Source organism: Nocardia sp. NPDC055053, from assembly GCF_053608285.1.
The window spans coordinates 163,397-178,107 of sequence record NZ_JBSGVD010000005.1 but is presented as its reverse complement, the minus strand read 5'-3'; the positions used below and the strand labels follow the sequence as shown (position 1 = coordinate 178,107).

Here is a 14,711-nt window from a genome sequence, read left to right as displayed (position 1 = left end):
ACACCATGGTTCACCGCATAGTGCATTGGGGCACAGGCAATGTCGGGCGGCACGCACTGGCGGGTGTGCTGGCCGATCCTCGGTTCGACCTGGTCGGCGTGCACGTCTCCGGGCCCGCCAAAGCCGGCCGCGACGCTGCCGAACTCGCCGGAACATCCACGCCGACCGGCGTGCACGCCACCACCGACACCGCGCAGGTCCTGGCGCTGCGGCCGGACTGCGTTGTCTACACCGCCATGACCGACAACCGGCTGATGGAGGCACTGGAAGACCTGCGCATGCTGCTCGCCGCCGGTATCAATGTGGTGGCCAGCGCACCGGTGTTCCTTCAGTACCCGTGGGATGTCCTTCCCTCGAATCTTCTCGAACCAGTGGAACAAGCCGCAGCGCAGGGCAATTCATCGCTGTTCGTCAACGGCATCGATCCCGGTTTCGCCAATGATCTGCTGCCGCTGGCACTGCTGGGCACCTGCCGCTACGTCGAGCAAGTGCGCTGCCTCGAGATCGTCGACTACTCGACCTACGACAATCCGGCGGTCATGTTCGACATCATGGGCTTCGGCAGGCCGATGCACGAGACTCCCCTGCTGTTGCAACCCGGGGTGTTGTCGCTGGCGTGGGGCAGCGTGGTGCGCCAGCTCGCGGCCGGACTCGACCTCGAACTCGACAGTGTCACGCAGAGTTTCGAGCGGCTGCCCGCGCCGGAGACATTCGACATCGAGTCGGGCACCATCGCCGCAGGCACCGCGGCTGCCCTGCGTTTCGAAGTGCGGGGCATGGTAGGCGATCGCGCCGTGACCGTGCTCGAGCACGTCACCCGCCTGCGTGCCGACCTCGCCCCCGACTGGCCGCAGCCCGCCCGCACCGGCGGGTCCTATCGCGTCGAGATCACCGGCGAACCGCACTACACCCTGGACCTGGCCATGTTCAGCGACCACGGCGACCACAACCACGCCAGCCTCGTCGGCACCGCCATGCGTCTGGTCAACGCCATCCCCGCCGTCGTCGCCGCCCCGCCAGGCATCCGGACGACACTCGACCTTCCCCTCGTCACCGGCGCCGGCCTGGCGGACCCGACCAGATCTCGCGGAGGAGATTCTCCCGTTACACATCCCTGATACCTTCGGAAAGCAGCTGAGTCCCGACAGGAGCGATCCCCAACGGAGGCGTCGTGAGCGTGCTGTCCAGCGATCTGCAAACTCTGAGCTACGAAGCGTATGTCTACCTGTACTCGCTGGTGACGATGGACGTCACCCGTCAGCAGCAGACGAACTCACCGGTCGGCTCCACCCCGGGTTTCGGGCCTCCGAACCAGTTCCACCACATCCGCGAGTTCCCGGATGCCGACTTTCGCGCGGTCGTGCGGCCGAATTTCGACACGCTGTATTCCTCGGCGTGGCTGGATTTGACGCGCGGTCCCGTCCGCATCCACGTTCCCGACAGCGGCGACCGGTATTTCATGCTCCCGATCCTGGACGCATGGACCGACGTGTTCGCCAACCCCGGCAAACGGACTACCGGCACCGCCGAACAAGACTTCATCATCGTGGGGCCGGGATACAGCGGCGACCTGCCTGCCGGAGTCCCGGTGATTCACGCCCCGACCCCCCATGCCTGGATGATCGGCCGAACCCAAACCAACGGACCCGCCGACTACGCGGCGGTCAACACGTTCCAGGACGGACTGCGGATCACCGAACTGGCCGACACGGCGCCGTTTCAGCCGGACCCCGCCCTGGTCACCGAGACCGAACCACTGCGGCAGGTCAACGCGATGTCGGCGACGGAGTTCTTCGGCCGCGCCGCGGCGGCGTTGACGGTCGACCCGCCGCACAGGACCGACTTCTCCCAGCTCGCGCGCATCGCGCTGCTCGGCATCACGCCCGGCCAGGACTTCGACGAGACCCGCTTCTCCCCCACGGACCTCGAAGCGATCGAAGCAGGCGTCGCGGCGGCGCGGGCCGCGGTGGCCGCGACACCGACCACACTGGCCGCACCGGTCAACGGGTGGGTCAGCGTGCTCGGCACCATCGGTGTCTACGGCAACGACTACTTCAAGCGGTCCGCCATCACGCTGGCGGGCCTGGGCGCCAACCCGCCCGAAGACGCGATCTATCCGCTGCTGGTCGCCGACGCCGACGGCGACCAGCTCGTCGGCGACACCGACTACGTGATCCACTTCGACGCGGGGAAACTACCACCGGCAGCGGCATTCTGGTCGATCACCATGTATGACGCCGAGGGGTTCCAGATCCCCAACGAACTCGACCGATTCGCTCTCGGCGACCGAGATCCCTTGCAGCACAATCCGGACGGATCGCTCGAGATCTACTTCTCCCGCAAGAACCCGGGGCCTGACCACGAATCGAACTGGCTACCGGCGCCCAGCGGCCCGGTCGGTATCACCATGCGCCTGTACGCTCCGCGCGCCGAAGCTCTCGACGGAACCTGGACCCCGCCCCCGGTTCGCAAGGCACGCTGACGCGGGCACCCACCGCACGGAGCCTCACCCCACGGTCTGATCCCATGCCATACCAAGGGATTACGAGCAACGAGATTTTCGTCGTTAGCTTCGGATTCATGACGACATCTGCTCTGGTCCCCGAGTCATCTCCACCGTCACCGCGACGCGGGGCCGATGGTGATTACGCCCGTCTGTTGCGCCGGATTTCCGATGCGGGGCTGATGAACCGGCGGCCCGGCTATTACGCCGTCCGGCTCGGTCTCGTCGGGGTCGCGTTCGTGGCGGGCTGGGCGGCGTTCGTGCTTGTCGGCGATTCGTGGTGGACGCTGCTGGTCGCCGGGTTCATGGCCGTGACGTTCGCCCAGATCGCACTCGTCATGCATGATGTCGCGCACCGCCAGGTCTTCCGGCTACGGCAGCCGACGGAGCTCGTGGGGCGAATCGTCGGCAACGCGGGCATCGGCCTCGGCTACGGCTGGTGGCAGGACAAGCACACCCGGCATCACGCCAACCCGAACCACGAGGAACTCGACCCCGATGTCGCGCCCGACATTCTGGTCTGGTCACAGCAGCAGGCGCGGTCGAGCCGCGGTCTGCCTCGCCTCATCGGGAGGGCACAGGCGTTCCTGTTCTTCCCCCTCCTCTTGCTGGAGGGCCTGAACCTCCATGTGGCCGGCGTGCGAGCGCTCGGAAACCGGTCGGTCAAACACCGCGGCTGGGAAGGCGCGCTGCTGTTCGGCCACTTCGCCGTCTACCTGGCCGCACTGTTCGCGGTACTGCCCGCCGACAAAGCCCTCGCGTTCTTCGCTGTCCACCAGGGCCTGTTCGGCCTGTACATGGGCTGCATTTTCGCCCCGAACCACAAGGGCATGCCGACCTTGACCGGCGACGACCGCCCCGACTACCTCCGTCGCCAGGTCCTGACCTCCCGCAACGTCCGGGGCGGCGGGTTGATCGATCTCGCCCTCGGTGGGCTCAACTACCAGATCGAACACCATCTGTTCCCGAGCATGCCCACACCGAACCTGCGCCGCGCCCAGCCGATCGTCCGCGACTACTGCGCCGAAATCGGCGTGCCCTACCACGAAACCGGACTGATCGCCTCGTACCGCGAGGCGCTGAAACACCTGCATCACGTCGGCGCTCCCCTGCGCACTCCTGACGCGCTTCGTCGCGGGCTCAGGTGAGGTTGCGCTCGGTCACCCTGTCGTCGAGCCACCTCAGGCGGCGGTCGATCAGTTCGGTGCGGTCGGGATCAGCGCGGTCGCGTACCCGCCGCAGCATGTCTCGCAGTGACAACCATCGGCGAGTTCACGGCGAACACGATGTCGTCGACACCCGTGCGAAGGAACTCCTCCCATCCCGGCAGATCAATGATCAGCCTGTCGACACCGCTGTGGTCGGTCCTGGTCGAAAGTCCGTTCGTTGCCGACGATCAGGCCCTGCAACACACTGGCCTCGGGCAGCTTCCCGCCGTGGATCTCGGCGACGCGACTGCCGCGATGCAATGTGGCGCCGGGACACTGCCGCACGACGATGACCACGTCAGCCGCTGTCGCCGCGTCGATCAAGAGGACGGCCACAGCTGACCTCGGGGCCGCTACTCGCGCGACAGCATCGCGACGGCTTCGCGTTCGAGATCGACGAACGGTTCACCGCTCACGTCGACGGCCACCCGATGCAGGGTTCCGCCCGTGAACGACCACGGTCGCGTTCCGGGATAGTCCTGGGTGACGGCTTCGCCGCTGTCGCGTCCCGCGTTGAGACCCTCCCCGGTGAGGCTGAATTTGCCGGGCTGGGTGCGGATTCGACCCTCACCGACCTTTCGGTCACCGTAGTAGAGGCTCAGGAGCCCGTTGGCGGTGCCGGGCGGGTCCTCGCCCTGCTTGTCGAAGGACGCCGCCACGATCAGGTTCTCGCCGGTCGGCAGGTCCTCGGTCGCGTCGACGCGCTGTTCCTCGCTGCCGAGGAAGTTGTACACGTAGTGCAACCGGTTGTCCTTGACATACAGCGCGTGCCCGCCGAAACGGCCGCCGTGGGAGAACAGCACACCGGAGGCGCCCGGTTCGGGCAGATCGACGAGCGCGCCGATCGAGTACGAGCGGTTGCGGATGTTGACCGCCACCGCCTCGGGTACCTCCGCGCCGCCGGGACGGTAGACGTAGCGGTTGCGCGGTGGCGCGAGTTGCGGGCGCGGGGTGGTGAGGATTTCCACGGCGGAACGATCGTCGAGCGGGAACGCCTGATTGGTACCCGCCTCGTAGAACCACAGGCCGATGAGTTCGGCCAGTCTGCCGGGCTCCTCGGCGGCGAGGTCGTGCATCTCGGCGCGGTCCACCTCGGTGTGGTAGAGCTCCCAGGTGTCGTCGGGGAAGTGACTCCAGCCGCTGAGGGTGGGGTGCGTGGTGACCGCTTTCCAGCCGTCGTGCCAGATCCCGCGTCCGCCGAGCATGGAGTAGAACTGCGTGTGCTTGGCGGTCGGGATGTTGGGCGCGTCGAAGCTGTAGCGCATGCTCACCCCTTGGAGCGGCACTTGGGGATGCCCCTTCACCATGTCGGGAAGGTCGACATCGAGGCAGTCCAGGAGCGTCGGCACCAGGTCGACGGCATGGTGGTACTGATCACGGGTCTCCCCGTGGGCCGTGATCCCGGCCGGCCAGGAGATCACGCACGGGTCGCAGGTGCCGCCGTTGAACGAGTACCGCTTCCACATCTTGAACGGGGCGTTGAAGGCCATCGCCCACCCGTTCGGATAGTGGTTGTAGGTCGTCGGACTGCCCAGTTCGTCGAGCTTGGCCATGTTCTCGGCCAGATCGTCCGGGACGCCGTTGGCGATCTTGTTCTCGTTGACCGAGCCGTCCGACCCGCCTTCGCCGCTGGCCCCGTTGTCGGAGACGACGACGATGATGGTGTTGTCGAGTTCCCCGATCCGCTCCAGATAGTCGAGCAAGCGGCCGATCTGGTCGTCGCAGTGGGACAGGAAACCCGCGTACACCTCGGCCATGCGGGCGAACAGCCGCTGTTCGTCGCCGGAGAGCGTGTCCCAGGGGCGGGTGTAGTCCAGCGGCGGGAACGGCTCGCCATCGGGCCCGCTGCGGGTCTCGGGCGTGCCGATCGGGTTGAGCGGTGGCAGCTCGGTGTTCCGCGGGACCAGGCCCATCTGCTTCTGCCGCTCGAGGATCTCCGCGCGCATCACCTCGTAGCCAGCGTCGAACCTGCCCCGGTAGCGGTCGGCCCATTCGCGCGGCACGTGATGCGGGGCGTGCGCGCAGCCAGGGGCGTAGTAGAGGAAGACCGGACGCTCGGGAGCGATCGCTTTGACGTCGTCGATGTATTCGATGGCCCGGTCGGTGATGTCGACGCTGAAGTGGTAGCCGTCCTCGGGCATCGACGGCTGCTCGACCGGATGGTTGTCGTGGATCAGATCCGGATACCACTGATTGGTCTCGGCTCCTAGGAAGCCGTAGAAGCGCTCGAAACCGCGACCGATCGGCCAGTTACGTTTGGTGGACGCCAGGTTCATCTCGTCCTCGGCGCACAGATGCCATTTGCCGACCATCGCGGTGCTGTAGCCCTGCTCGACCAGAACCTCGGCAAGGGTGGCGCACTCCGGCGGGATGTGACCGTTCGCCCCCGGAAATCCCACCGCGCACTCGCTGATACAGGCCATTCCGTTGGTGGTGTGGTTGCGGCCGGTGAGCAGGCAGGAGCGGGTCGGCGAGCACAGTGCGGTGGTGTGCCACTGGCTGTAACGCAGACCTTTCGCGGCGATCCGGTCGATATTCGGTGTCTCGATCGGGCCGCCGTAGCAGCTCATCGCGCCGAACCCGACGTCATCGAGCACGATGTAGACGATGTTCGGTGAGCCCGCCGCCGCCTGCGGCTGCTGATAAGGGCCCCAGTCCGGGACCGAATCACGGATGTCGAGATTGACAACACCGCGGAATGGAATTGCCATGGGGCGACTCCTCACACGTGCACGGCTTCGGATAGTGACCGGTCCTGCGACACCGATCGACATTACACCGGGCGCTCGGTGGATACCGCGCTCCTCATCGAAATTTCACCCTTGCCGGGTGAGGGATTACAGCACCGCGACAGCGAAGCTCGGACTATCGTCCGCGATATCCGTCGGTCATCGGAAGGGCAACGATATGAACAGGATCGCCGGCGAGCCACCACTGACCGGTGATCGCCCTCGGCAGGAACACCTGGTATGGATCGAGGGCGGCATCTTCGCCATGGGCTCGGACAACCATTACCCCGAGGAAGCACCGGCACACCGGGTCTCGGTCCCCGGATTCTGGATCGATCCGCATCCGGTGACCAATGCCGAATTCGCCCGCTTCGTCTCCCATACCCGTTATGTCACAGTCGCCGAGCGCGCCCCGGCGGCAACGGACTACCCCGATGCCGACCCGGACCAACTGGTCGCGGGCTCGTCGGTGTTCATCAAGCCGGATCACCGTGTGCGCCTCGACCAGCCCTACCAATGGTGGCATTGGGTTCCCGGCGCGAATTGGCGACATCCACACGGCCCTGGCACGTCCATCAAAAAGCGACCCGACCATCCGGTGGTACATATCGCGTGGGACGACGTCGCGGCATACGCCGAGTGGGCCCGCAAGGACGTACCGACCGAAGCCGAATGGGAGTACGCCTGCCGCGGTGGTCTCGACGGCGCCGAATTCGCCTGGGGTGCCGAATTCGAACCCGGAAACACGCTGATGGCCAATACTTGGCACGGCGAATTCCCGCACCACAACACACGAATAGACCGTTACGAAGGGACCTCGCCCACCGGATCGTTCCCGCCCAACGGATTTGGCCTGTCGGACATGATCGGCAATGTCTGGGAATGGACCCAGGATTGGTACACCGCGCACAAGAGCCCGGCCCATTCCTGCTGTGTCCCCACAGATCCGCGCGGCGGCACCGAAGAGAACAGCCGCGATCGTGCTCACCCGAAAATCGGCCGCCGCGTCATCAAGGGCGGCTCACACCTGTGCGCTCCGAACTATTGCCGGCGGTACCGCCCCGCGGCCAGAATGGCCCAGGCTGTCGACACCTCGACCTCACATCTGGGCTTCCGGTTGATCATTCGACCGTGAGCGGGTCTTCGACGCCATGACCATTCACCACCCCCCGAGCGCGGCCAGAATCGCCACCGGCGACAGCAGGATCCACTGCGGAAGGCGCAACAACGGCGCGCGGCCTGGCAGGCGCGACGCGATCACCAGGAAAACGACCGTGTAGGCGGCATATCGAGCCGCGGTCAGCAGCGCGACCAGCTCGGTCCCCGCCGGCTGCCACCACGCCACCGCGAGCAGCGTCGCCGCGGTGGCGACGAGGTCGACGCTCACCATGTGCCACACCGCGTGCATGGTTCGCTTCGGGACATCGGCCAGCGAGCTGTCCAGCAGCGGCCGCACCGGATCGACGTGCCCGGCGACGATGTGGATCGCCGACACCACCGCCGCTATCAGGCCCGCGGCCAGCAGATACCCGTTCATCGCACTGACAATACGGGTCTACCCGGTCGGCGATTTCGAAGTGTGACACAGCTCGTACAGCGTTGGCGTGCAGTCGAATCCGCGCCGACGCGACAAGCGACTGCTGATGATTCAGCTATGGCGCCGACGCTCCCAGAGCAACCGGTCGATCGCTTTCGCGATCAGCGTTGGACGATCAACGCCGGGAAACATGCGACGCTCGTAGTCGATCAGCCGCTCGGCTGTGCCGCTACTGCCCATCACCAAGGTCAGCAGCGCGCGGTAGTCATGTGGCACAGGGGCTTCCACGGGCGGCACCGGCATGGGCCGCGCTGAGCTACTGGGCGTCGGCGCAGGCCGATCCTCTTCCCCAGCAGGCGACTTCATGGCCCGGTCGATCCTCGGATTCAGGTATCTGGCGACCATGATCACAGCGATGCTGCCGACGATCAACGCAGCACCGGTGACAACCGTGCCGATCCCGTCGTCATCGTCTTCTTGCAGCTCCCGCAACTTGTCCTGGTAGGTCTGCCTGAATGCCTTGCCGTTCTGGAACGTGATGCACAGGGTGTCCGTCGTCATGGGTTTGCCATCACACATCGGAACGGTGGGTTCGGGGGCGGCCGAGTCCTCCTGTGCCACGGAGCTGCACCCCGAGATCATTCATCGAGTCGGGCTCGTACGGCTCGAACTCGTTCACTTGTCACCTCGCGTATCGCCACAGAAGATTCGACCTCGATTGCGCCACATTTCGGCTACCGGAAGTACGGGTAGTCCTGCACCCAGTGGAATCCGCGGCTGCGCAGAGTAAACGTGCTGGGGTCCAGCCTGTCCAGTGTGATCGTGACCGAGCGGTCATGCAGTGTCCCGTGCAGTGACAGCCGGTCCGGGGTGAGTTGCTCGGTGGTCAGCGTCGCGATGGGGCGCCCGGCTTCTCCGTCGGTCATCGTGGTGAGTTCCAGCTGTCCGGAAGGGCGGAAGACGGCCCGCACCGGCACCAGTTCACCATTCATCCGCTGGTAGGTTGCCTGCCCGGGGTCGTCGAAAACCAGTCGCTGCCAACGATTCACGTCAGTCGTCAGTGGCGGCACCGACAGCCCGTCGAGGGTGAAGTCCCGCACTTCCCAGATTCCGTACAGCTCGGACTTGGGACTGGCCGCACCGTACTGTTCTTGCCAGACCACCCACCGGTCATAGCCACTACCCACCGCGATCCAGATGCCGAGGGCCACCTGAATCCACAGTGCGATGCGGTTTTTCCGGTCGTCGGTGAACAGCGGGGGCTGGGTCAGCGGTGCACACGCGCGGTCCAGCACGAACACATTCGTCAGTCGCCGCAGGTACGGGGCGAGCAGGACCAGGCTGATCAGCAGCAGGTGCGCGGCGAGCAGCTTCTCCGGGATGTCGAATGTCATGTTCAGCAACAGGATTTGCGCCGTGCTCGCCAGGCTCACTGCCGCACCGAGCACCGCGGTCCGCGGCACGAACAGCAGCAGCCCGGCCACGACCTCCACCGCTCCGAGCGTCATCTCGTACGGATAGGAGCTGCCGACCTGCAGCCACAGCACCGAGGCCGGACTCAGGTCGCCGTAGGGCTGCAACAGCTGCGCCGGCGTCGGGCCCGGCATCTGGGTGGGGATCAGCTTGGCGAACCCGAACCCCAGCATCTGCCCGCCCAGGCACACCCGCAGAAACAGGGTGAACCACGCCGACAGGCGGGGGTGGGAGGTGCGACGGTCGAACGCCGTCCACACGGCGGCGCCCACCGCCGCGACAATCAGGAGGCAGAACACCAGCACCCAGACAGCCGCTTGGTCACCGGCTCCGGAGTCCGCGTGCTGCACCGCGTCGACGCCGAAGACCGTCCTGCCCACCCACCCGGTGACGGGATCGGTCAGAGACATGTTCCACGGCCCGGTGTACCTGCGGGTCCACTGGCTGAGGATGCCGAACAGCGCGAACGGGATATAGCTGTTGAGCAAGCAGAACAGGCCGAAATACAGGACGCTGAATCGGAACGCGAGCTGCGTCGGTGCTGGGCCGCTAGGGTTCATACCTTCAGTCAAGGCAGCGAGCTGTTGCCGGCACGTATCCAGTTTTCGATACGCCGACGATATCGCCCGTCGGGGAGAGTCGAGAGTCTATGCGCGTACTGATCGTCGAGGACGAGCCCTTTCTGGCAGAAGCCATCCGCGATGGCCTTCGCCTGGCCGCGATCGCCGCCGACACCGCCGGTGACGGTGACACCGCCCTGGAACTGCTGGGCATCAACACCTACGACATCGCCGTTCTCGACCGCGACATCCCCGGCCCCTCCGGTGACGAGATCGCCGAACACATCGTCGCCTCCGGCAGCGGCATGCCGATCCTGATGCTCACCGCCGCCGACCGGCTCGACGACAAGGCGAGTGGGTTCGAGCTCGGCGCCGACGACTACCTCACCAAACCGTTCGATCTGCGGGAACTCGTTCTCCGGCTCAGAGCACTCGACCGCAGGCGCGCCCACAGCAGACCACCGGTGCGGGAGATCGCGGGCCTGCGGCTGGATCCGTTCCGCCGCGAGGTCTTCCGCGACGGCCGCTTCGTCGCGTTGACCCGCAAGCAGTTCGCGGTGCTCGAAGTCCTCGTCGCCGCCGAGGGTGGTGTCGTCAGCGCCGAAGAACTCCTGGAACGGGCGTGGGACGAGAACGCGGACCCGTTCACCAACGCCGTGCGGATCACCGTCTCGGCCCTGCGCAAACGTCTCGGCGAACCCTGGATCATCGCTACCGTCGCCGGAGTCGGATACCGCATCAGCACCCAACCGGGAGGCGACCGTGGATAGAGCACCTGGATTGAGTGTTCGCCTCAAACTCACCCTCAGCTACGCCGGTTTCATCATGCTCGTCGGCACCTTGCTGATCGCCGCCGTGTTCGTCTTCTACCTGTACTACCTCCCCGACGGCTGGATCCAGACCGCCACCGGTGACTTCTGGATCGACCGCGGCAGCCTGCTGCGCGCCTTCGCACCATTCGTGACCGTGGTACTGGCATTTCTGCTGGCGTTCGGTCTCGCCGGAGGGTGGATTCTCGCAGGCCGGATGCTCACGCCGCTGTCGCGCATCACCGCCGCCACCCGCATGGCCGCGAACGGCTCACTGTCCCACCGCATCCGGCTACCGGGCCGCCGGGACGAGTTCCGCGAACTCGCCGACGTCTTCGACACCATGCTGGCCCGGCTCGAGGCACACGTCGCCGAAGAACAGCGATTCGCCGCCAACGCCTCCCACGAACTGCGCACCCCGCTGGCGATCACGAAGACACTTCTCGATGTGGCCCGCAGCGATCGCAGCCGCGACACCGGCGAACTGGTCGACCGGCTGCACGCCGTCAACACCCGGGCGATCGACCTCACCGAAGCCTTGCTCCTGCTCAGCCGCGCCGATCAACGGTCCTTCACCCGCGAAGATATCGACCTGTCGCTCCTCGCGGAAGAAGCCACCGAAACGCTGCTTTCCCTCGCGGAGGAGCACGGCATCACCCTCGAGACCTCCGGTGACATGGCCCCCACCATCGGCTCCCACACCCTGCTCCTGCAGCTGACGACGAACCTCGTGCACAACGCGATCGTCCACAACCTGCCGGTTCGGGGCGCCGTGTGGGTCAGGACCGGAGGGTCCCCCGGGGCGGTGACGCTCACCGTCGAGAACACCGGTATCCCGCTCACCCCCGCAACTGGTGTCCACCCTGGTCGAACCATTTCAGCGCGGCACCGAACGCATCCGCGCCCACCACGCCGGGGTCGGGCTCGGCCTGGCGATCGTCGACAGCATCACCCGGGCACACGCCGGAACCCTCACCCTCATTCCCCGCCCCGCCGGCGGGCTGTGCGTCACGGTGCAACTATCCGCGCGGACATGAGGATTACCTATGCTCGCGAGTATGGAGATCCTTCCGGAGCGGCTGCGGTGACCCGCACGGCCAAGCACACCGTGGCGCGCGAGGCGATCCTCGACGCGACCGTGGCGACCCTGGAGGAATGCGGGTACGCGGGCACTTCCGTCCGCGCGGTCGCCCGCAGGGCCGGCGTGAGTCAAGGGGCACTACAGCATCATTTCCCCACCAAGACCGCGCTGGTGGAGGCCGCGCTGTTGCGGCTCGCGGTGGGGTTGTCGGAGCAGGCGCGGGAAAGAATGCGCGCGCTACCCGACGCCGGGCCGCAGCGGTGCGCAGAAGCGCTCGACATGCTGTGGGAGATCCACAATCTCCCTATCGCCCACGTCATCACCGAATTGCTCCTCGCCGCGCGCACCGATGCCGAATTGCGCGAGCACATCGCCACGGGAGTCGACACCGCGCACGCGCTGGCCATCGCGATGGCCGAGCAGGCGCTGCCCGACCTGGCTACCCGACCCGACTTCGCCGACTGGATCCTGACGTGCGTCGCCACGATGCGGGGCCTGGTCGTCATGGCGCCGCTGCCGATCGCCTCGGCCAGTGTCGTCGGCTGGCCGCAGGCGCGAACGCTACTGCTCGCCGCGATCTCGGCCGGCCCCGGCACTCACGGATAGGGCAGCACCTGACCGTCGCGGCGGGCCAGCAGTACCGACATCGCCGACAACTCGCCGCTCTGCTCGTTGGCCATCTGCCCGGCGACCTGGATCACCGCCATCGCAGAAGCATGCAGCGCGGCATAGTTGGCCATCTCGATCCCGCCGCGATGATGGCGAATCATCAACTGCAGCAAGCGAACCTCGGCGGCTCGTGGATCCGGCAATCTGCGCAGTTCGTCTACCTCGGCCCAGGTCGCCATCCCCGGCATCAGCGCATTCGGCCCATGCTGGTGACCGGCGCCCATCCACGCCATCGGCACCGTGGCAGCCTGCGGCTGGTCGAGCAGTTGCAGCCAGCCGCGCAGGACACCGATCTCGTTCAGCTGGGTGGTGCGGATCTGCGCGCAGAGCGCGGTGATGGACGGATCGACGCCGATGGTCACCGCGTCGCAGAGCACGATCGCTTGTTCATGGTGGGCGGCCATGTCCTGGGCGAAACCGATCTCCGCCGGCGTCAGCACCGTGGCCGCGGGCGTCTCCGAACGCGGCGACCACAGCGCGCCGACACCGACGCCGAGCAACATCGAAAGAACCAGGGCGACAGCCGATACCGTGGTGCGTGTCATCGCGGCGGATACACCGAGTCGTCCAGGTCGAGCACCATGAATCCGTTGTCCATGCAGCTGACCCACAGGTGCGAACCGTGGAACTCCGGCGGCGAGAAGCACCAGTCCGTCGACAGATCGGCGCCGATGAGTTTCGCCCGGTCACTGGTGAGGTCGCCCGCCGAGATGGCGCCTTCGAGGAGCGCACGACCGACGGCGATGGTTCCGGTCAGTGGTGGCGCCATCAGGATCGGATTGGTGTCGGCGTGCAGGGAATTGACCAGTTGCCGCTTCTTGCCGACCTGCCCTGGCGGGTTGTAGTAGGCGATCTCGCGGACCTCGCGCAGATCACGAATGTCGAAAACCCTGATGCCGGACTGAATCCAGCCGCACGCGAGCGTGGTGGGATCTTCGGCCCGATCCACCGAACAGTAGTGCGCGTCGTACCCGAACAGGCCCTCCCCCTGCGCCGACTGCGCCCATCGGTCGGCGTTCTCGGGCAGATTGATCTCTAGCTTGATGGTATCGACCAGGCGAATATTGCGTTCGTCGGCGATGTCCATGATCTTGACTCCGCCCGAGCCCGCCTCGTCGACGGTCAGGATGAACGGCTCGCCGTTCTTGGTGATCGGAATCGTGTGCTGGGTGAATTGGCCGTCGAGCCAGAACCGCTGGGAGATATGCGGCACAGCGGGATCGGGGTCGCGGCGTTGCACGGCGCTGATGTCGAGCACCGTGATACCGGCCAGCGTCGACACGTACATGCGGTTTCCGTCGGGGCTGATGCCGAACCCGTGATTGGACAGACCCGTCGATCCGGTCCAGATCACGCGTGGATTACCCGGATCGCTGACATCGATCGCGTGCAGCAAGCCGGGCGGCAGAGTGCCTGCCGCCCAATAGGTCCGGCCATCGGGCGAGAATCCGCCCTCGTGCGTGGTGATCGGCAGCGGCATCGTCAGCTGCGAACCGGGCCCACTGTTGAGCAGTCGCGGGTGCGCGCAGTCCTCGGAGATGTCGTAGATCGAGAAATAGCCTGCGCCGTAACCGATTCCGACACCGGTCGCGGCGAGCAACCCGCGTTCGTGGTTCACCTTCAACGATTCCCACGTGCCGCCCTGCATCGCCGGTTCGGTCAGCGTGGTCGACAGCCTCGGATTCGCCGGATCGGAGGCATCGAGCACTTGGACCCCCGGATGGTCGGAGAGGAAACCCATCGGCCAGTTGGACCCGGTGTAGGAGCAGTGCTCGTAGGTGGGGCTGACGATCCCCGCCCCCTGCCCCTGATACTGGCCGACCAGCGTCAGATTGCAGCGATACCCCTGCTGGCTGCGGCCGCTGTTGCGGTCGGCCAACGGAACTTCGCCCTGCACTCCGGTCTCCGGTAGCGAACCTTCCCCGCACTGCGCGCGGGCGACGGCGTCCCGCTCGATCTCCAGGAACTGCGCGACCGGATCCGCCGAAGCCGGCCTCGGCAACCCACCGGTGGCCATCACAACCAGCGCAACAACCCCACATCGGACCAGCCCCGCGCATTTCACGCACCGAGGCTACGACGTGGCGATATCCCGGCGGACCGAAACAGCCAAATTTCCAAGTCAGCGACTTGGCGCGGTCG

The 14,711-nt window shown here is 66.2% G+C and carries 13 protein-coding genes; 7 read left to right on the top strand and 6 right to left on the bottom strand.

Annotated elements, in window-relative coordinates:
* Positions 1-5 precede the first annotated feature (5 nt).
* The 4 genes from ACWF82_RS07420 to ACWF82_RS07405 all read left to right on the top strand — a co-directional run bounded on the left by ACWF82_RS07420 (position 6) and on the right by ACWF82_RS07405 (position 4,053).
* The gene (locus tag ACWF82_RS07420; protein WP_452498929.1) at positions 6-1,118 is read left to right on the top strand and encodes an NAD(P)H-dependent amine dehydrogenase family protein; all 1,113 of its coding nucleotides are present in this window, start codon (positions 6-8) and stop codon (positions 1,116-1,118) included.
* Between the two features lie 53 nt (positions 1,119-1,171).
* The gene (locus ACWF82_RS07415) at positions 1,172-2,482 is read left to right on the top strand and encodes a DUF1254 domain-containing protein (RefSeq protein WP_452498927.1); all 1,311 of its coding nucleotides are present in this window, start codon (positions 1,172-1,174) and stop codon (positions 2,480-2,482) included.
* 98 nt (positions 2,483-2,580) lie between these two features.
* Positions 2,581-3,651, top strand: coding sequence for a fatty acid desaturase family protein (locus ACWF82_RS07410; RefSeq protein ID WP_452498926.1), 1,071 nt, complete (start codon positions 2,581-2,583; stop codon positions 3,649-3,651).
* Between the two features lie 186 nt (positions 3,652-3,837).
* The gene (locus ACWF82_RS07405; protein WP_452498924.1) at positions 3,838-4,053 is read left to right on the top strand and encodes a hypothetical protein; all 216 of its coding nucleotides are present in this window, start codon (positions 3,838-3,840) and stop codon (positions 4,051-4,053) included.
* 11 nt (positions 4,054-4,064) lie between these two features.
* Here ACWF82_RS07405 and ACWF82_RS07400 read toward each other — a convergent pair whose 3' ends face one another.
* Positions 4,065-6,422 carry an arylsulfatase gene (locus tag ACWF82_RS07400; protein ID WP_452498922.1) on the bottom strand — a complete coding sequence of 786 codons (2,358 nt, stop codon included), beginning with the start codon at positions 6,420-6,422 and terminating at the stop codon, positions 4,065-4,067.
* Between the two features lie 196 nt (positions 6,423-6,618).
* Between ACWF82_RS07400 and ACWF82_RS07395 the strand changes: the two genes are divergently transcribed.
* Positions 6,619-7,575: a formylglycine-generating enzyme family protein gene (locus ACWF82_RS07395; protein ID WP_452499172.1), complete on the top strand. Its 957-nt coding sequence runs from the start codon at positions 6,619-6,621 to the stop codon at positions 7,573-7,575.
* A gap of 24 nt (positions 7,576-7,599) precedes the next feature.
* Here the strand turns inward: ACWF82_RS07395 and ACWF82_RS07390 are convergent, their stop codons facing one another.
* The 3 genes from ACWF82_RS07390 to ACWF82_RS07380 all read right to left on the bottom strand — a co-directional run bounded on the left by ACWF82_RS07390 (position 7,600) and on the right by ACWF82_RS07380 (position 10,010).
* Positions 7,600-7,977 (bottom strand): hypothetical protein, encoded by a 378-nt coding sequence (locus ACWF82_RS07390; protein WP_452498920.1) that lies wholly within the window; start codon positions 7,975-7,977, stop codon positions 7,600-7,602.
* Between the two features lie 111 nt (positions 7,978-8,088).
* Positions 8,089-8,598 (bottom strand): hypothetical protein, encoded by a 510-nt coding sequence (locus ACWF82_RS07385; protein ID WP_452498918.1) that lies wholly within the window; start codon positions 8,596-8,598, stop codon positions 8,089-8,091.
* A 113-nt stretch (positions 8,599-8,711) separates the two neighbouring features.
* Positions 8,712-10,010 (bottom strand): DoxX family protein, encoded by a 1,299-nt coding sequence (locus tag ACWF82_RS07380; RefSeq protein ID WP_452498916.1) that lies wholly within the window; start codon positions 10,008-10,010, stop codon positions 8,712-8,714.
* An 89-nt stretch (positions 10,011-10,099) separates the two neighbouring features.
* Here ACWF82_RS07380 and ACWF82_RS07375 point away from each other — a divergent pair, with 89 nt between their 5' ends.
* Both ACWF82_RS07375 and ACWF82_RS07370 read left to right on the top strand, forming a co-directional pair.
* Positions 10,100-10,780 (top strand): response regulator transcription factor, encoded by a 681-nt coding sequence (locus ACWF82_RS07375; RefSeq protein WP_452498914.1) that lies wholly within the window; start codon positions 10,100-10,102, stop codon positions 10,778-10,780.
* Between the two features lie 10 nt (positions 10,781-10,790).
* Positions 10,791-12,506 (top strand): TetR family transcriptional regulator, encoded by a 1,716-nt coding sequence (locus ACWF82_RS07370; protein ID WP_452498912.1) that lies wholly within the window; start codon positions 10,791-10,793, stop codon positions 12,504-12,506.
* Here ACWF82_RS07370 and ACWF82_RS07365 read toward each other — a convergent pair.
* Both ACWF82_RS07365 and ACWF82_RS07360 read right to left on the bottom strand, forming a co-directional pair.
* Positions 12,497-13,114, bottom strand: coding sequence for a DUF305 domain-containing protein (locus tag ACWF82_RS07365; RefSeq protein WP_452498911.1), 618 nt, complete (start codon positions 13,112-13,114; stop codon positions 12,497-12,499). The genes ACWF82_RS07370 and ACWF82_RS07365 overlap by 10 nt on opposite strands.
* Positions 13,111-14,586 (bottom strand): LVIVD repeat-containing protein, encoded by a 1,476-nt coding sequence (locus ACWF82_RS07360; protein ID WP_452498909.1) that lies wholly within the window; start codon positions 14,584-14,586, stop codon positions 13,111-13,113. Before ACWF82_RS07360 ends, ACWF82_RS07365 begins: the two co-directional genes overlap by 4 nt.
* Positions 14,587-14,711: the final 125 nt, after the last annotated feature.

Bases quoted from the DNA above. Each gene is read 5' to 3' on its own strand.
- ACWF82_RS07420 (WP_452498929.1), top strand. From the start codon at position 6: ATGGTTCACCGCATAGTGCATTGGGGCACAGGCAATGTCGGGCGGCAC.
- ACWF82_RS07410 (WP_452498926.1), top strand. From the start codon at position 2,581: ATGACGACATCTGCTCTGGTCCCCGAGTCATCTCCACCGTCACCGCGA.
- ACWF82_RS07405 (WP_452498924.1), top strand. From the start codon at position 3,838: ATGATCAGCCTGTCGACACCGCTGTGGTCGGTCCTGGTCGAAAGTCCG.
- ACWF82_RS07400 (WP_452498922.1), bottom strand. From the start codon at position 6,422: ATGGCAATTCCATTCCGCGGTGTTGTCAATCTCGACATCCGTGATTCG.
- ACWF82_RS07395 (WP_452499172.1), top strand. From the start codon at position 6,619: ATGAACAGGATCGCCGGCGAGCCACCACTGACCGGTGATCGCCCTCGG.
- ACWF82_RS07390 (WP_452498920.1), bottom strand. From the start codon at position 7,977: ATGAACGGGTATCTGCTGGCCGCGGGCCTGATAGCGGCGGTGGTGTCG.
- ACWF82_RS07380 (WP_452498916.1), bottom strand. From the start codon at position 10,010: ATGAACCCTAGCGGCCCAGCACCGACGCAGCTCGCGTTCCGATTCAGC.
- ACWF82_RS07375 (WP_452498914.1), top strand. From the start codon at position 10,100: ATGCGCGTACTGATCGTCGAGGACGAGCCCTTTCTGGCAGAAGCCATC.
- ACWF82_RS07365 (WP_452498911.1), bottom strand. From the start codon at position 13,114: ATGACACGCACCACGGTATCGGCTGTCGCCCTGGTTCTTTCGATGTTG.
- ACWF82_RS07360 (WP_452498909.1), bottom strand. From the start codon at position 14,586: ATGGCCACCGGTGGGTTGCCGAGGCCGGCTTCGGCGGATCCGGTCGCG.